This window comes from Paenibacillus sp. BGI2013 (genome assembly GCF_002843485.1).
Classification (GTDB): Bacteria; Bacillota; Bacilli; order Paenibacillales; family Paenibacillaceae; genus Paenibacillus; species Paenibacillus amylolyticus.
Map to the genome: position 1 here is coordinate 162,312 of NZ_PJFA01000008.1, position 18,164 is coordinate 180,475.

At 37.8% G+C, this 18,164-nt stretch carries 15 protein-coding genes; 14 read left to right on the top strand and 1 reads right to left on the bottom strand.

Annotation, left to right across the window (positions count from 1 at the left end; translation table 11 throughout):
• Window positions 1-9: 9 nt before the first annotated feature.
• From CXK86_RS20090 to CXK86_RS20115, 7 genes are all read left to right on the top strand, one after another.
• Window positions 10-1,806: an ATP-dependent helicase gene (locus CXK86_RS20090; RefSeq protein ID WP_101314374.1), complete on the top strand. Its 1,797-nt coding sequence runs from the start codon at window positions 10-12 to the stop codon at window positions 1,804-1,806.
• Between the two features lie 93 nt (window positions 1,807-1,899).
• The gene (locus CXK86_RS20095) at window positions 1,900-3,156 is read left to right on the top strand and encodes a hypothetical protein (protein ID WP_101314375.1); all 1,257 of its coding nucleotides are present in this window, start codon (window positions 1,900-1,902) and stop codon (window positions 3,154-3,156) included.
• Window positions 3,146-3,427, top strand: coding sequence for a hypothetical protein (locus CXK86_RS31890; protein WP_144029815.1), 282 nt, complete (start codon window positions 3,146-3,148; stop codon window positions 3,425-3,427). The genes CXK86_RS20095 and CXK86_RS31890 overlap by 11 nt, the downstream gene beginning before the upstream one ends.
• Entirely contained in the window at window positions 3,417-4,208 is a 792-nt protein-coding gene (locus tag CXK86_RS20100) for a restriction endonuclease (RefSeq protein WP_144029816.1), read from the top strand. Before CXK86_RS31890 ends, CXK86_RS20100 begins: the two co-directional genes overlap by 11 nt.
• A 419-nt stretch (window positions 4,209-4,627) precedes the next feature.
• Window positions 4,628-5,257 carry a copper amine oxidase N-terminal domain-containing protein gene (locus tag CXK86_RS20105; protein WP_101314377.1) on the top strand — a complete coding sequence of 210 codons (630 nt, stop codon included), beginning with the start codon at window positions 4,628-4,630 and terminating at the stop codon, window positions 5,255-5,257.
• A gap of 100 nt (window positions 5,258-5,357) precedes the next feature.
• Window positions 5,358-6,431 (top strand): DUF3298 and DUF4163 domain-containing protein, encoded by a 1,074-nt coding sequence (locus tag CXK86_RS20110; RefSeq protein ID WP_101314378.1) that lies wholly within the window; start codon window positions 5,358-5,360, stop codon window positions 6,429-6,431.
• Window positions 6,432-6,501: 70 nt separating this feature from the next.
• Window positions 6,502-7,377 carry a hypothetical protein gene (locus CXK86_RS20115; RefSeq protein ID WP_101314379.1) on the top strand — a complete coding sequence of 292 codons (876 nt, stop codon included), beginning with the start codon at window positions 6,502-6,504 and terminating at the stop codon, window positions 7,375-7,377.
• Window positions 7,378-7,689: 312 nt separating this feature from the next.
• Here the strand turns inward: CXK86_RS20115 and CXK86_RS20120 are convergent, their stop codons facing one another.
• Window positions 7,690-8,034 (bottom strand): helix-turn-helix domain-containing protein, encoded by a 345-nt coding sequence (locus CXK86_RS20120; RefSeq protein WP_101314380.1) that lies wholly within the window; start codon window positions 8,032-8,034, stop codon window positions 7,690-7,692.
• A gap of 327 nt (window positions 8,035-8,361) precedes the next feature.
• Between CXK86_RS20120 and CXK86_RS20125 the strand changes: the two genes are divergently transcribed.
• From CXK86_RS20125 to CXK86_RS20160, 7 genes are all read left to right on the top strand, one after another.
• A complete protein-coding gene (locus CXK86_RS20125; RefSeq protein ID WP_101314381.1) occupies window positions 8,362-8,628 on the top strand; it encodes a hypothetical protein in 267 nt (88 codons plus the stop codon).
• A gap of 438 nt (window positions 8,629-9,066) precedes the next feature.
• A complete protein-coding gene (locus tag CXK86_RS20130) occupies window positions 9,067-9,327 on the top strand; it encodes a YolD-like family protein (protein ID WP_101314382.1) in 261 nt (86 codons plus the stop codon).
• Window positions 9,328-10,407: 1,080 nt separating this feature from the next.
• Window positions 10,408-11,481 carry a transcription termination factor NusA gene (gene nusA / locus CXK86_RS20135; RefSeq protein WP_101314383.1) on the top strand — a complete coding sequence of 358 codons (1,074 nt, stop codon included), beginning with the start codon at window positions 10,408-10,410 and terminating at the stop codon, window positions 11,479-11,481.
• A 687-nt stretch (window positions 11,482-12,168) separates the two neighbouring features.
• Entirely contained in the window at window positions 12,169-12,936 is a 768-nt protein-coding gene (locus CXK86_RS20145) for a helix-turn-helix transcriptional regulator (RefSeq protein ID WP_180361812.1), read from the top strand.
• 90 nt (window positions 12,937-13,026) lie between these two features.
• Complete coding sequence (locus tag CXK86_RS20150) at window positions 13,027-13,635, top strand: hypothetical protein (RefSeq protein WP_101314386.1); 609 nt, start codon at window positions 13,027-13,029, stop codon at window positions 13,633-13,635.
• Between the two features lie 252 nt (window positions 13,636-13,887).
• Window positions 13,888-14,235, top strand: coding sequence for a nucleotide pyrophosphohydrolase (locus tag CXK86_RS20155; protein WP_101314387.1), 348 nt, complete (start codon window positions 13,888-13,890; stop codon window positions 14,233-14,235).
• 276 nt (window positions 14,236-14,511) lie between these two features.
• Window positions 14,512-18,126, top strand: a complete 3,615-nt coding sequence (locus tag CXK86_RS20160) for a DNA topoisomerase 3 (RefSeq protein ID WP_101314388.1) — start codon at window positions 14,512-14,514, stop codon at window positions 18,124-18,126.
• The last annotated feature ends 38 nt before the right edge of the window (window positions 18,127-18,164 follow it).

The window sequence follows — 18,164 nt, forward strand, 5'->3', positions numbered from 1 at the left end:
GTAATTAAAATGAGGGGTACCTATCAACGGAAGCTTGCTGAAATTATGAAAGATGAACAACAGTTTGAAGCGTTCAGTTCACTCGATAATACAGTAGTTCTTGCAGGCCCTGGAAGTGGGAAAACAACTGTATTAACAATGAAGATCATCAAGCTCTTATCAGAAAACATTAAGGTTCCTAGAGGTCTTGCTTGTCTTACTTATAGTAATGAAGCAGCTAAGGAGTTTAAAAAACGTTTGAAAGTTCTCGGACTTGAAGAAAGAAATAATGTATTTTTAGGAACGGTTCATTCATTTTGTATCGCTGAAATAATTACTCCTTTTGCGCATCTATATCAGCAATACGGTATCCCTCTTCCTTTAAAGATAATTTCAGCACAGAAAAAAGGAATTTTATTTAAACAGGTTAAAGAAGAATTAGGTATTCCAGATAAACAATTAAGTATCACAGAAATGGACAAAGAGCGTTCTTTAAATATTGAAGGTTCTTCTTTGATAAATATACCTTCTTATGATTTAGCCAGAAGGGCTGCAATCGATTATGAGAAGAAACTTACGCTATTGAAGTATGTAGATTTTGTCTCAATAATTAACTTTGCAACTCAATTAATACAAAATGAGAGTTATATATTGAAATGTTTGGAGTCCAAATTTTCATGGTTTCTAGTAGATGAATATCAGGATTTAGGAAGACCTTTGCACGAAATGATACTTTCAATGTTGGAGAAAGTGAGTAGTAGTTTTTTTGCGGTCGGTGATCCTGACCAATCTATTTATGGTTTTAATGGTGGGGTTCCTGATTATCTAATGGAACTTTACAACTTGCCAGGGATACGCCAAGTTAAATTGCAGACAAATTATAGAAGCAATCAAGGGATAATTGATGCTTCAGAAATTGCATTGAATTCAAAAGTGAGTCGCAATTATATAGCTGGGACAAGAGGCGGAGAAATAGCTCAATTTAATTTTCAAGTATGCGATATGGATATGATTGACCAATACTATTATGTCGCTGAAAAAATCGTTCCTCAGAATTTGTCCCTTGGAGTAAGTTATAGTGAAATTGCAGTTCTTGTTGCTAATAATAATCAAATTAACGCTTTAGGAGAGATATTTAGCGAAAAGGGAATACCTTACTACGTAGCTAAACATGGTTTTGAAAGAACCCCTGTTGTTAACTGGTTAGAAGATTGTGTAGCATGGTTGATAGGGAAGGAAAATATCTCGTTTGATGGGCTATTTAAATTTTGGAGAGATCTATTGATTAAACATAACAAAATGCATTTTTCTGATTCGCAAACTATGATTGAGAAAAAGAAACTCCACCATATATTAATAGAAAGTTTGTCCAATGGAGAGCTCTTGATTAATTGGCTTAATTTTGTTCTTCAAAAATTAAATTTTGAGGAACTTCTTCGTTTATCTGAAGTTTACCCAGATGAACTTGAAAACTTGAATAATTTAATGAAGGTAGTAAGAGAGGGGAAGTTTTTAAATGCTACAATAAATAGCTTTACTCAGCTTGGTAAGCCAGATAATCAAATCACAATTAGTACTAGGCATTCTTCTAAAGGTTTAGAGTTTGAAACTATAGTGCTATTAGGGATGGAGGAGGGTAGTTTTCCAAGTTACAGAAGTACAACAGAAATGGAAATTATGGAGGAACATCGTATCTTCTTTGTTTGTGTTAGTAGAGCCAAGAGTCGGTGTTATCTTGTTAGGTCGAACTTTCTAAATGGTTATCCCAAAAAAGCATCAGTTTTCTGGACTTTGCTATATAAGTGGTATCATGAAAAGTTTAAATGAGGTACTGTGGGGAGTGTTAGCAGAGTGGTATAAACAAAAAATATCATTTTTAAGGTTACGCATACTTTGTAGGTATGAATGGGGGAGTACCGAGTGAATTGGGATAACATTGAAAAAATAATGAGAATGTATACTCAGTTTAAGCACTATCAAATCCTTTTTGAGAAATATAACATTCCTAAAAAAGGATCAGGAAAAGAGATGCTTGCAACACTAAAAGAAGAAGTATTTAACGGAGGGTTGTTACTACCTCTAATTTCTAATGAGGAGTTCCAAGATTGGATAGCATATCATCAAATTGATGGGAATAATTATAACTATGTTTACTATTTAAAAGAAAAAACCTCCAAAGAGCTTATGGCTAATTTGTTTTCGAAACAAAATGAACTGGTTAAATTCAGGTTGTGGGACGTTAATATCGATACAGAATCGGGTAATGTTGACAAAAAATTCTCGGGTACTGAACTCATTAAAGTTCTTTATGATGCTGAAAATAAAAGATATATATTCTCTTATATTGCGCCATGTATAGTGACAGGTAAAGATAAAGTAGGACAAACTCGAATATATAAAAAAATATTCTTTGCTCATTGTGTACTCTACGAAGAGGGGCATTATTGTAAGGTGGTATTTAATCCAACTGCGAATTTAATAGAAGTAGATGGAGTACAAAAAGAGAATCGAACAGATTGGTCTCCTATAGCCGATATGTTCTTTAATGAAGTTCAAAAACTAATCGGAAAACAAATACTTAATTCGCCTAATTGGTTGCCGCAGGCACTGCATAAATTTGCTGAAGAAGCTTCTGACCATAACAATCCTACAATTCATGAATACTCATTTAGAGTAGAAGAAGAGATATCCAATTTTGCGAGAAATATTCTTATTTCAGCCGATATAAATGTTGAGTTAAACAATGCTTTGCACACTAAGCTTACACAAGATATACAACAATCTTTCGAATCTCAGTTAGTAGAGAAATATGGGATCCAAGATGATCAAAACTCCTTTAGTCTTTTTAAACAACGTTCTGATGGTGTCGTTCACAATATTACTGTTGAATCAATTTATGGACTTAGAAAAGGTGTCGCGGCTCAAGCAGCTCGACGTTCTAGAACAGATAATGACATTGATTTAGTAGGTGTTATATTGAGTTTAAAAGGTAAAACTTATAAATTTTTAGTTGAGTGCGGTTTGGATGCTTATTTAATACGTGGAAATAATGCTTTTATTGAAGAGGAGGTTGTAGACATTGTCATCCGTAAACTTAATGAATATCGAGATGAAATACAATCTGCCGTCTTTAATAACCAAAAGGATCGAACAGGTGATCCTATCTTTGCGTCCTAGTGAAATTTTAACTAAACATACTTTAGCTCGTAAATCACTATTAGAAGTAGAGTTGGCTGAATCAATACTAGTGAGTTTAGTTAATGAAGGAGTGCTTGGTGTAGTGATTGTCCTAGAATGTTCAAATGAAGACGGACATCATCAAATAATACTTCATTCATTTGAAGAGTATTACCTTTATGACTCTAACTATGGTTGCCAGGAATGTGAACACCCAATGTCCTCTACAGCTAAGGTGGGATTTAGAAAGGGGGATGTACTTGCAAATTGACATTGAAAATTTCTCAGACCTTTCCAAAGTGATAGATATGTTCAGTGACGACTTTTTTTGGAATCCGATCTGGAAGGATTCTAAAGCTATTAGTGAATTCGATAAGTATATCAATTTAATTGAAGAATCAAAAGGCTGGGAAAGAAACAGGAATCATGAAAAAGGAAAGGTATTAGAAGATTTTGCAGTGTTTTTGTTCGAACGTTTTTTGGATAGCAAGGTTTCTAAAAATAGACGTCCTGCCGATAACGAAACAGACGTAGAGGTTATATTAAGTGAAAAGGAAAGACCCACTTTTATGACTGACTATATGGCTCCTCGAATGATTTGTGAGTGCAAGAATAAAAAATCTTCAACAATTGATGTCGGTATGGTCGCAAAACTATATGAGTTACTTGGTTATAGAGGTTCAAAATTCGGAGTTTTCATTTCGTTAAATGGTATTAGCGGATATGGCTGGAGATTCGGCGAAGGGAAACGAAAGAAGATATTATTAAGGTACGAAGTGCCATTAATTTCATTTAAAGTTGATGAACTCAGGAAATTAAGAAATGAAGGCAACTTTTATTCAATGATAAAAGAGAAAGTTCATCGATTATTTGATGAGGCAGATGATGAAATGCCGGATTTTCCAAATCATGATCATCGTGAATTACCTGATAGATTGAATGAAATGGTAGAACATTTTAAAAAGTTCAACTTAATTGAAGAGAGCGAAGAATGCAAAATAAGAGAGCGAATCACAGTAAGATATGGATTACCATCCGTAGAAGAAGATTAAAGGTTTATCCCAGTGGGATAAACCTCTTTTTTATCTGTCTTCTCTAGATTCAGTTTCTTCAAATAACTTGTCAACTCCATGAGTAACTTGCGAAGATGAAATTAAATTTGTTGACTGAACATGAGAAATTTTCAAATTGTTTTGTCTTAGCAGTATTTAAAATAGACAAGCTTTAATTGGATATTTTAGTTAAATATATATCTGAAAAATATTAGAAGATACATTTAGCTTCATAGGTATTTTCTATTAACATCAAGATATATGTCTGAGCGACTGGATATAGTCACTAGGTAGCTAGAAAGGAGAATTTTATTAAATTACTTGATATTCCTTGTAATTGTGAATTGAGAAATTATAAGTTTATTTGTGTGAATCCCTATGGTATTATAAGGTAAATAGTTCCTTAGGAGGATGTTATAGTGAATAAAAAGAGGGTTTTTGCTACTTTGGTCTCTGTTTCTCTTCTTTTAAATGCAACAACTGTTCTAGCACACCCAGGAAGAACAGATGCTTATGGTGGTCACACTTGTTGGACTAATTGTACAAAATGGGGATTGGAATACGGAGAATATCACTATCATAATGGCGGGAGTTCTTCATCCAGCTCTACTAAATCTTCTAGCGGTTCTACGTCAAAAGGCTCTAGTTCATCATCCACGTCAAAAACTACAAAACCTAAAGAGTCCAAACCAAAGTATACGCAATCAAATTTAAAGGTCTATATCAATGATAAGAAAGTTGATTTTACGAATAAACCTTTACAATATGAGGGTAATAATCTAGTTTCATTACGTGATATTACGGATGCATTGAAAGCGATGTTTGCTTACTACCCTGAAAGTGGAACAATTGGCATAACAAAAGATAAACACAAAGTTACGTTGACCCTAGGAAGTAAAAAGGTATTTTATAATGGCGACAGCAACACGTTAAGCGTAGCTCCAAAGGTCATCAATGGAATTACGTACATCCCAGTACAGTCCATCAAAGGTTTGGGAGCAACTATGGGATTTGATTCAAGCAATAACACATTGGACATCCAGATCTAAACCAGTAGAGGGATGTCCAAAATGACTCTTTTTGCATTCCTCTAATTTAAGCAAAGCATAAAGTGCGTATAACAATTTAAATTGTCGAGGAGATTGGGGAATGAAAGGTAAGTCACTTATAGGCGTTGTTCTAATTTATCTGTTTGTTTTGCTGTTGCCTACTCATAGTATTCATGCAGCTAATACAGGCTTAATAAAAACGGAAACATACTCATACAAGGGTCAACAATATATTCAGATCGTTGGTGGGGATAAAAAGGTTTCTGGAAAAATCAATAAAACCTTAAAATCTCACGCAGTAGCAGCAGCCAAAGGTAATGCTGAAGTAAAGAAAATGCAAAAGCATTACTACCTAAATTCAACTGCCAAAACCAAATATGCATCGGACCAAAAGTTATCAGTGGTATATGAAGACTCGCTTTACAGTGGTGGGGCTCATAGTAATGAGATAGCAACAACGTACAACTTTGACCTGAAGACAGGGAAACAATTGTTTTTAAATAATGTCGCTGAAAACAATCAACAAAAATACAATCTAATGAATGAAGTGGAAGCAGGTTTGAAAGTGAGTAAAGAAGCCTATTCAGACTTATTTCATAACTTTCCATTAGCGAACAAGTCCAGTTTCTATTTCTATAATGATGGAGTTGTAATAGTTTTTAATCCTTATGAAGTCGGGCCGTATGCCGCCGGTTTCATAGAAGTGAAAGTACCATTAAAGAGAATCAATGCAGTCTCCGAAGTTCCTTTATTTAATTTAAACAAAACTACTCTCGACATGTTAAGCCAAGGGATCATACCAGGCTTCAAAGGAGTTCGTTTAGGACAAAGCCAGGCCGAAGTTACACGTATTTTGAATACAGGTGCGGGGCAGTCTTATTACGAGAGTGGGGGTCTATTCTGGATCTTAAAAGGGATAGACTATGCATCCTTTAACTTTGACGATGAAAGTACAGACTCTCTAAGGAATGTTTATCTTGGAACAAAAGCTTTTCCGATGAAAACGTTCAAGGATATTGAACAAATCTTAGGGAAAACAGAGAGGTATGAAAGTTCAAATTATGATGGGGATGTATTAATATCCTACGAGCTCGGGAAGGTCTATATTGAGTTCACTTCAGATTTACATGACGAAACCGAGTCAATAAATGGAATTATGATATCAAAACGATAAAATAAGAGCAAGGAGTGTTAACTCTTTGCTCTTATAAAATTTGTGAACTATACTACTAATGAGGTGGAAAATGATAAAAAATGAACTGAGATATAAGGGGAAAATATTGAACTATGATGAAAAATCTAAGATTATTTCCAATATAACTTTAAACGTATTCTTATTGAGATTACTGTATACTTTGCTTATTATTTGTATAGCTTCTGTTATTCTTATTTTTATTCTTGCTTTTATAAATACTACATGGGCCTCTGCGTCTCTTGGTACAACATTTGCGTCTTTATTTTTGGCTATTATTGCGGCATTTTTACTAGAACGAGATGTTATATCTAAAGAATTGAATGATAAATTGTATATATATTTTGATTTATTAAAAGATTTTATAGAAGAAGGTAAGAGTCTATCAAAAATTGAAATGATAAAAAGAAAATTAACAAGGTACTTGGGAACTTTAGAAAACAATGTTAATAATGTTTTTATATTTAAAAGCTCTGAACTAGAACCACAATTGATTCAAGACATAAAAAAATTTCTCGATGATGATCTTATTTATCTCTTGAAAAATGAGAAAAACGACATTATTTTAGAATTGATGGCCAATATTAAAGATACATATCTAAACGCAGAAGGGCTGACACTTACAAAAAATATGGAACGTGTGCATGAAAATGAACATAGTTTAAAAATGGAAATATTAAAGAGTACATTAAATAGATGTGAATTCGAAAAACAAAGTCTTCTAACTGATACGGATCAAGGAATGTTTCTTGTTTTTTCTGCAAAGTTAATTAAATTTGTATCAAGTATCTATACTTTAGTGATAGTTGCGATGATTTCAATTATTTACATGAATGTTGCCGAGGAGTACACTATATTATCTGCAAACATAACACTAGTTAGCTTATTTGTATCCTTAATCATCTTTATCGTGTCAAGAAAAAAATAACTTACTAGAACAACGGTGATATCTTTCAATGAGTACTATAATAGATTAATGGACAGTTAGGGGGGAGCTAAGCAATTTGTAATTAGTGAAGACATCAGACTGGGATTCGTGCTTATCTGTTGATGTAACAGGGGCAAAGTTTGCATACACATTCATTCCAACTGGCATTGGCGTTGTGATCCAAGTGAAATGTGGTGTTTATGAAAGAACATTAAGCTTATCAGATGATCTGTAAAAACTAAAAAAGCATCTCCCTAATCTCTATTTTTCTAAGAGAAGTGGAGGTTCTTTTTTGTATTTATGATCATGACATTATAATTCTTTCAATACAAGCGCTTCTTTAATTAAACGATGGAGCACTTCGAGTTCTTTACTAGAGAGGGATATCAGAGTAGTATCAATTTTCTCCAAAATATCCGTTTTTAGTTTATCCTTCGAATTATGCTTGTCATCCTCAAGTAGCAGTGAAGGGGCAATGTTAAGCGCAATAGCTATTTTATTTAAGGCCTCTATCGTGATATTAACTTCTCCACGCTCGATTTTTCCCAAGTACGAATAATCTATTTGAAGTCGTTCTCCTAATTCTTCCTGGGTTAATTTCCTTGCTTTCCTATATAAACGAATTTTTTTACCTACTTTTAAAAATATGTTGGACATTCAAAAACATGAAGATTTAAGACCATCAACTACGATTCGTAAAAGGAGATCTTATTCAAAACGCAGCCATTAAAAATCGCACGTATGCTGAAGCGAAAAAGACCTTCGTAAAGAAACTCAGGGAAATCGGATTTCTGAAATTGGATCCCGGTTGTATTCGTAAAGGGCATATACACGAATAGCAAAAAACGTATGGATACTTTCAGCAATAGGGTATCTATGATGTTATTATGTAACTATTCTTATGTGAATTTTGAGGGGTATTGACGTGGTCACACTTAACAAGGCTATACTTGGGCTCATTCTAATAAAAGGAGCTGCATAAAAATGCCAGCTGGAGACGATCGTAAGGTACTGAAAGAAGTCAAAGAAGTTTTGGTAAGTGGAATGGTCAGAGTAGTAACTGTAAGGTATATACTTCGAAAATTGAAATGGCAGGGATATTTCAATTTCAACTACCCTAAAATCCGACTCATTGTAGGTTCGAAGAAATGGAGAATTACAAAATCCCAGGTGCTTCGAGAGCTTCTGGCTGCAACTCTATCTGGAGCACTTAGCTACCAAGCATACACCTATTTGTTGAAGCGACTCTGAGTAGAATCTCAGTATACTACAGTACGAACATTAGCAGATAACAGGATGTAGTACCTTTTAAACCGTCATGAAAAAGAACAAATGTACCTGAATTAAAGAATATAAGCATGGACAGAACCGGTCACCGCCGGTTCTTTTTTATTTTTAGCGCCTTTCTTTGCCTTTTGCCTTCCGCATGGTAACAAGGGAAACAGCGTCTTAGCTCATGGCAGGCCGAGCCTCCGCTACGCTCTCCACCTGCCATGAGCTAAGACGCTGATCCGAACGATCAAGGGGGAGAATTTTTTCTATCATGAAGCTTTGTCCGAAAAAAATTGTCCAGGGATTCTTGATTATCCGGCCATTTCCCTGTTTCCAAGCTCCGCGTCAAAAGGCGAAAAATTCGCCCTTCCGGGCTCGATCCCATGCGGAAGGCAACACACCGAGGAGGAAATACCCATGAATAAACCAGTGACGATTACCAAATCCCAGGCAAAAGCGTTTGAAGCGGTAAAAGCTTTACCTGAGTTTCAGAATACGACCAACATCCTTGAGGCACACGGTACCGATCCGGAAGGTTGGGGAGCAGGGGTTTATTCTTCATGGATGATACTTCTTGAGCACCGAGAAGCGTACAATGCATACATGTTCAAAATTGATTTGAAATTAAAACCGATTATCGATGAGCAGGAATGGCAAGTGATTGGCGCTGCGCTTTGAGTCATTACATGGCCATTTGAAAGTAACATTGACGTTGTGTGATCCATATGAATCTAAAGAGTTGACGGGACTTGTTTCTGTGATCAACACGTTTCTCTTTAAATCTCCGTCCGCTTTGTGATATACTTTACTCATACATTAGTAACATGGATCTATAAGGAACAGGCACACGCCACATTCCAATTCTACGTCCTTCAAGGGCGATTTGTATCACTTTTATTTGGTGATCATGTAGAATTCGGAAAGGGCAGGTGCCTTTTTTTGTTGTGTTGATAGGCTATACCTCTCTGAGAATAGGGTGACCTAAAGGTGACCTTAAAGACACCTTTAACACTTAGGTCCATCCAAAGAAACCAAAGGAGGTCTATACAAATCCATAAAACACATATAAACGTACAACTCGCTCATAGGACTAAACCTCTTTTAATACATCCTAGTCCTGCTGCGTTCTCGCCGCTCATTTTTTGTTTGACTATTTAGCCTGCCTGTTGTATTGCCCCCTTTTAACGAGGGTTTAGATTTGTATCTAGAAATCTGCAACTTTTATTGAACCTGGAACCCCCTTTGCGCGCGGCGCTCACTCACTCTAGCCCTAAAGAAAAGATATAGACTCGTATCTAGGTTTCAGAATTGAAAGTAGATCATAGATCCGTGTTTTTGTGTCTCAGGGTTGAAGATCTCGTATAAAGGGGAAGGAAAAGGCGAGAAGGAAGAACGTATGCGAGAAGACGAACTGCTTTCCTGTGACCGAGTAGTACGATATAATGTATATATGGATGAGTTTTACAGTTGATGGTCTGTCGCCCTGCCCCCCTCTCCATATGTGTTGACGATCTTTGCTCTTCGCATCTACTAAACGTTCATCATTTTTTTTAGAAACAGATACATATACGCTTAGATTTGCGGTTCCATCGAAAGGTACCTGTAGGGTGAAGAATGAATCCCTGTCTCGAGATCGAAGTTTTTTCTAGTAAACCGATGGTGTCGAAAATATCCGTAGCATGCTAGGGATAACAATGCTTACCCAGATCGCGGACATAGCTTGTGTAGTAAAAAACAGAATACAAAAGGAGAATGACAATGAATAAGGATTTTTTAGTAGCATTAACGGAGATTGAAAAGCAAAAAGGGATTTCAAAAGAAGTTTTGTTAGAAGGTCTTGAGGATGCGCTCGTATCAAGTTACAAGAAGAAATTCAATACAGCAACGAATGTACGTGTCGATATAAATCGTACGTCTGGTGCAATGAAAGTGTTATCAAAGAAAATGGTTGTAGATGATATTATTGATGAACGAGTCGAGATATTGATCGACCAAGCTCGGCAGATCAACCCGGAGGTCCAGCTTGACGAGTTTATTGAAATTGAAGTTACTCCGAAAGACTTTGGACGGTTGGCTGCTCAAACGGCCAAACAGGTGGTTATGATGAGAATTAAAGAAGCTGAACGAGCTCTCGTATTTGATGCGTACGCTGGTAAGGAAGAAGAGATCATCACTGGGAAGGTCCAGGGCATGGACTCATCTAACTTATATGTTTTACTAGACCATACCGAGGCTGTCCTACCTATCAGTGACTTGATGCCAAATGAAAAGTTTAAGCTTGGGGATACACTATCAGCGTATATCTCCCGCGTTGAACAAACCTCTAAAGGAACTTTGGTCATTCTGTCTCGTGTACACCCAGGACATCTGAAGAAGTTGTTTGAAACAAAGATCCCAGAAATACAAGAAGGAAAGGTCGCCATCAAATCCATCTCCAGAGAAGCGGGGATCCGTTCGAAGATTGCAGTTACTGCACTAGATCCAAATGTGGATGAAGTTGCAGTATGTGTAGGCGTAAAAGGGCAAACTATTCAATCCATTACCAATGAACTCGGCGGCGAGAAATTAGATATCATTAAATGGTCCAAACAGATGGAAGAGTATGTTGCAAATTCCTTAGCACCTGCTAAAGTACTTGAGGTCCACATTTTTGACGATGAAGAAGATCCGACAGCACGTGTGATTGTGCCCAATAATCAACTCACACTTGCGATTGGTTTGAAGGGGCTAAATGCACGTCTTGCAGCAAAATTAACGGGATATAAGATGGATTTGTATAGTGAGGATCAAGCATTTAAACAATTCGGCCGTCCAGTAACGATAGTCGAATAGATTCAGTTCTTTCTACTCAGGGACAACGACACCTTGGCTCCATACAATAATTTATAAGGTTAAAGGGTAACAAAGCAGGCACAAAAACGGTCGAAGATGAAGAAGTCCTCTAATTGCGTTTATAAACGTAAGAGCACCGTCTTGATCCAAATGATAGAACATGCATTTTCAACTTGCGATATGCATTTTTAATTTCAGTATACAGAGGAGAAGTACACATGCAGTTCCTCATAAAAATCGGAATTTGTTCGTTTATTCTTAGCATGTTTTTTGTGGCCAATCATATTCAAGGGCCGATAGCTCCAAGTGTTTACCGTATCTTTGGTACGATTGGAATATCTCAAATTATAATTTCTTATTACGTGTGGAAAGCTGAATCCTCTCGGATGCAAGGTCTTATGGATTGTAAACTACCACATGATGAAGTTGAAAAACCTACGATGACAGGACCTATGGTAAGAGGCGCTGTAGTTTCACTAGTATTGTGCGGCACTCTTTTAGTTCCTCATCTGATTGCAATAGGTGGGGTGTGGATCCTCTCATATGGAATTAGCTTTTTCGTGGTATATACGTTCCTTTCGAAATACATGGGCATTCGTCAAGACACAAAGACACTACGTAATAAACAATCTTTGTCACGTTCGTAATCAAACTAAAGGATCCGGAAAGTGAGGGAGTCTAATGCCAGTGAAAGAGGAGATTAAACTCGGTCCAGAACGCTTAGGGCTCAGTGAGAGAGATATCATGTACTTGCTCATCTTTCGTGAACTTCACAATCAGTCGGCATCTCCTTCAGATATCTTTGAGGTGGTCCGCGCGGAATTAAGTAATATACAACGAGGCCGAGCGAGATCCTATTTCTACAATGTAGTAAGTCAGATGGAATCATTCGGATGGATAACAACGATTCGGACGGAGAACAAGAACAATAAAAAATACTACGCTATTACCTCGGACGGTTATGCGAAAATAGATAGTTTTAAAGAATCATGTATGGATACCATGAAGAGTTTAAAAAGTATGGCCGATCACTTTGATTTTCATATCTCGGGTACTGGTAAATCTGAACCCATTCAACTGAATACGCAGCAACGAAAAATGTTTAACCGATTAATTAACGTGCGACATTTAATCCGGTTCTTATTTTTAAAGATTCTAACTGAAGCCGAACATCGCCAAGAAAGTGGAAAGAAAGTGTGGTTACTTTTTAAAGAAAGATACGAATGGCAGCCTGCACAAGGCTATTATTACGAGGTACTTCGAGAAATGGAAGTAGACCAGGGATATGTAACAGGAAAATGGACGACAGATCGGCGTAGCACCTATATTTATCAAATTACGAGTCACGGGTTAGAGTCTATCGCAAGTGAAGCCGAGACTACGCTACACTTCGTACGACAGTTACAACACTATACACGTTTTATACTAAATTTGTTTCCTGATCGTAACAGTTAATGCCGGAACGAATTGCATATTAAATAGACTCAAAGCTGCATCTAAATCAGATGGGCTTTGGTAGGGTCATCTCAACAGGAGGAATTACGGGTGCAATCTTTAAATTTCGCACTACAACTGTTTAAAGATAGTGGCGTTCCATTCAAGCTTAGTGGAGAAGAGCAAACAGAAAGAGAACTGAAAGTAACACGTCTAGTTGTAACTAAAGATCATGTTTTACAAGGACATATTCAAACGTACTTAAATGTACTAGTGAACGTTGAAAAGAAAAAACAAAAAGGTCACAGCTCTGTGGTCATCTTATTTGACGGGTATGAACATGAAGCCAGAAGAATGTACAATGTGCCCGAGTTAAAATCTTGGATCCAAAAACTAGTGAAGAACAAACCATATCTGTTTTATTTTATCGCTAATATGAATGATCATTATGTTCATGATATGGCACTATGTTCAGTTACGACTTCAGCTTCTTTTATGCCTACATCTTTATTGGCGTATACGGGTAAATCCCCGGAACTTGAGCTAAACGGAGCAGATGTTACACCAGTGATTCAAAAACTGGCTAAATCAGCATTTATGTATGCCAAAAAGTTGAAGCACACGCCTGAAGAACTGATGGACCAATGTATAACTTTTCTGGATCATGTGAAGTACGAAGAACATTTAGAAGAACATAAGCGATTTCTTCAAGAGATCTAGATTACTTGCCGGTATGACGGAAAGCACCTCAAAGAAGGTGCTTTTTCCTTTTGCCTCTAATGACGGTTTATGAGCAGTTTTAAGCCTCTTCACACAAGAACACCTAATTACAAGGATGAGTCTGAAAACGAGTAGAGCATTGACGCTGATTGCGCCTGCTTCCTATGTGATGCTTACGCTTCGGTGTATCAAGAGGACGTAAGCAAGGACTTTGCCGTTATTTGTCGAATGACTGTATAGAGGTGGTTCATTGTGGAGGAATTAATACAAAAGATTACTGCATTTAGAGATGAGCGGGACTGGGGACAATTTCATAATCCCAAGGATCTGGCCATTTCTTTGAATCTCGAAGCGAGTGAGTTGCTTGAAATATTTCAATGGAAAAGTAACGAAGAAGCCATTGCGAAAAGCAAAGACAAACTTCAAGATGAATTGGCTGATGTTCTATATTATGTGTTACTCATGTGCAACGATCTTAATATTGATCCGAAGAAAGCATTAATAGAAAAGCTGAAGAAGAATGCAGAGAAGTATCCAGTAGATAAGGCATATGGCTCAAACAAAAAATACACCGAACTTCGTGGGAGTAACCAAGAGTAAGGGGCCCTTTCTTTCATTAAGGCTACATTGTTCATTCATAAAGTAGTAGATTAACTATCCGTGGGAAAGGTTAATAATTTGGGTTTTAATTTGGATGGCTTGTTCACATGTAAGTAGACACCACAGAATAAGAACATATTTAGCACGCTTCTGGACAGCATACAGGGTGACCTCGGTGTAAGATTACGGTATAATGAAATCAATTGAATACTCACAAAGCGAAGCACGCTTCTCCCTATGGGGAAGCGTGCTTTTTGCTCGTTATAGGAGGTTTACATGAAACTTATCATAGCTGAAAAAAAAGACCAAGCCCAACGACTAGCGGCTCCTTTTCCAACCAAAGGCGAAGGTTGGGGCTACATCGAGGTACTGCCCTGTCCGACATTCCCCAAGGGAGCTTACTTCTCATGGGCAGCAGGACACTTAGTTACTTTAAAAGAACCAGAGGACTATGATCCAACGTTTGAAAAGTGGAGAATGGAGCATCTCCCCATACTACCAGGACCCTTTCAACTGAAGCCTGCAAAAGGGAAAGAAAAATTGTTCGCTCACTTGAAGAAATTGATTCAAAACAAGAGCTTTAACGAAATTATAAATGCCTGTGATCCAGGCCGCGAAGGTGAAGCCATCTTTACTCTGATATATCAACTTAGTGGGTGTAAAAAAACCGTGAAAAGACTCTGGACTTCTTCGTTAACAAAAGAAGCGGTTTTTGCAGCATTTCAGAATCTTCTACCCGAATCAGAAAAGAAAAATTTGTTTTATGAAGCATATGCTCGGTCATGTGCAGATTGGCTTGTGGGGATAAATACATCAAGAGCATACTCCATACTGCTTCGAGAGAAAGGAATCAAAGTTGAAAAAGGAGAGAGCTTCTCAACAGGGCGTGTTCAAACACCGGTTCTAGCACTTATTGTTGAACGCGAAAGAGAGATAGAGAGTTTTGTATCCACGCCCTATTGGGAAGTCATTGCAAACTTCAGCTTTAGCGGTATGGAGTATAGGGGGAAATGGTTTACAGGCAATCAAGACCGACTTATCGATCAGGGTAAAGCCGAGAAATTGGCCGCTTGGTGTTCAGGAAAAACGGCAGATATCGATGAGATATCTGTGGAGACTAAAGAGACTTTGCCCCCGTACCTCTTTAGTCTTTCCGCATTGCAAACCCTTGCGAATAAACTTTTTAAACTAAGTCCGAAAGATGTCTTAGATGCCTGTCAAACGCTATACGACAAGGGGTATCAGAGCTACCCACGTACGGATAGTAATCGGATTACGACGGAAGAAGCAAAGGAGTTTCCCCGCATTCTTGAGAACATAAGTAAAATAGGGCCTTATACTCCTTTAATTCCTAAACCGGTTCCCTCCATTATAAATAATAAAAGATATGTGGATGCTTCGAAAGTATCAGACCACTACGCGATTATACCGACCGATACAGCTCCAGATATAAGCAGATTAAGCCATAATGAAAGACTGATCTATGACTTGGTTGTCAAATCAGTAATTGCAGCTCATTATGATAGTGCTATTCTGGAACACACCACGATCATCACGTATGTGGGAGATCAATTTTCGTTCATAACCAAAGGGAAGAGAATCATTCGAGACGGCTGGCGTCTCGTTATGAATACAGATGACCCTGACGAGAGCGAAGAAAGCCTAGATCTGCTTCCTAGTGTAGTGGAGGGACAAGTTGGTAGTACCACCGATTGTTCTGTTAAAGAAGCCTGGACTTCTGCTCCTAAGCGTTTGACAGAAGGTAACCTCATCTCAATGATGAAGTCTGCCGGGAATCAGTTAGGAAATAAAGAGCTAGAAAGCATCATGCGTAAAACGCATGGTCTTGGAACAGAAGCGACTAGAGCGAGTATTATAAGCCGACTAAAGGATCAGAGTTATATTGAAATCAAAAAAAACTTGGTGTATCCCACCGTTAAAGGACGTACGCTTATTCAAGCTATCGGCCAATCTGCTCTATCTTCTGCCGAAACAACTGCCAAGTGGGAACAAACATTAAGTGAGATTGGTCAGGGGAGATTTACACATACTAGCTTTATTGATCAGGCCAAGAAATTGGCAACTAAGCTTGTTTATGATGCTGTGAACTCTGTTCATTCTATGGACATGCCCGAAGCAGTTAAAACAAACTCAGTAGCGACTGGTAACGGCATTCCCATTTCACGACCTCCAGTAACTAGCTCACCTGTACAATCCATATCGTCGCTGGGGCAGGCTGATACTACACATATCGAGGGGGATCCAAGGCATCAAAAGCTCTCAATGCATCATGAAGTTATAGAAATTAAGAGGAATTCTACTGAATGTCCAGATGTTTCAAAACAGATTATTTCTTCTATGTCCAGTATCCCAGCTAAGACACCACCTATAACTGAAGCACATCGGCGGCAGAAACGAAATGTGACTGCTGATCAAAACTTGGGATCTTGCAAAAAATGTGGACAGCCTGTCATCGATAAAGGAGTTTTATATGGCTGCAGCGGATGGGAGAACACGGGGTGTGATTTCAAAATTAGCAAAACGATCAAAGGTAAAGTCATTGAAAAGGAAACTATCCTACGTATTCTGGAAACGGGATCAAGTGGTTTAATTCGGGGATTTGTTCATAAGTCCAAAGAATCGAATAAAAGCGATACGGTATTTGATGCTATATTACAGTTTGACCAGACTGGCAAACTGTGTTGGAATTACCCAAGCACCGATGTGTTGAAGTTGCCTATCACTTTACTTAAATCTTCAACAGTCATACCCCCTTCAAACCAGGATTCAAAAAGTGCTTTCGCTGAGCTTGAAAGAGAAACAGCTAATTTGAAGTTACCTGCCAAAGTTATTCGTGTCACCTATGGACCTCGTGTAACGAGATATGAATTGGTACCAGCAGAAGGGCTGAATATATCCCATTTTAAACGACTCAAGATGAATTTGAAAATGGCTCTGAAGGCTGAAGAAATAACGCTTTATCTCCCTATCCCTGGTACAAACGTAATTGGTATTGAAGTACCCAGTAAACTACCGTATACCGTTCATTTAAGACCACTTCTTGAGAATAAAGAATTTTTAGCTACACGAACTGCTCTAAACTTCCCTATTGGTATGGACATGTCGGGGGAACCGGTCTATGCAGATTTGGCCAGCATGCCGCATCTACTGATCGCAGGAGCTACAGGAGCAGGCAAATCCGTATTTATCAACGCTATGATCATAAGTCTTTTATACAGTCTGGGTCCGGATAAGCTTAAATTTTTGTTCATTGATCCCAAAATGGTCGAACTCTCGGTCTACGAAAACATCCCGCATTTGTTTGGCCCGATCGTAACGGATGTGAAAAGAGCAGGAATCGCATTGAAAAAACTTGTTGTAGAGATGGAAAAGCGATATGAAATTTTAAGCCACTACGGTGTGCGTAATATTGAATCGTATTACGATAGGGTACAATCGGTAGACCCTAGCGCTCCTCGCCTACCTTATATCGTTTTAGTCATAGATGAACTTGCGGATTTGATGATGACAACAGGAGCGGATGTAGAGGAATGTATTCAGCGAATTGCCCAACTTGCACGTGCAGCTGGTATTCATATGATCATAGCCACACAGCGCCCATCCAAACAAGTGTTATCGCCTGTGATTAAAGCAAATTTACCCGTAAGAGTTGCATTCGCTGTTGCCAATCATTATGATTCTAAGGTAATTCTAGATGAGTCGGGAGCTGAAGATTTGCTAGGGAGAGGAGACATGCTATATCTTCCTAAGGATGGGGCAAAAAGAAGATTGGTTTCTGCTTATGTGTCTGATGTTGAAATTGAGAATATAGTATCTCATCTCAATTCAAGAGGAGAGGGTCCTTCACGACCTTTTGCAAAACGAAATTAATGTATCTTCACTATCTGCATTTTGTATACTTTTTATAC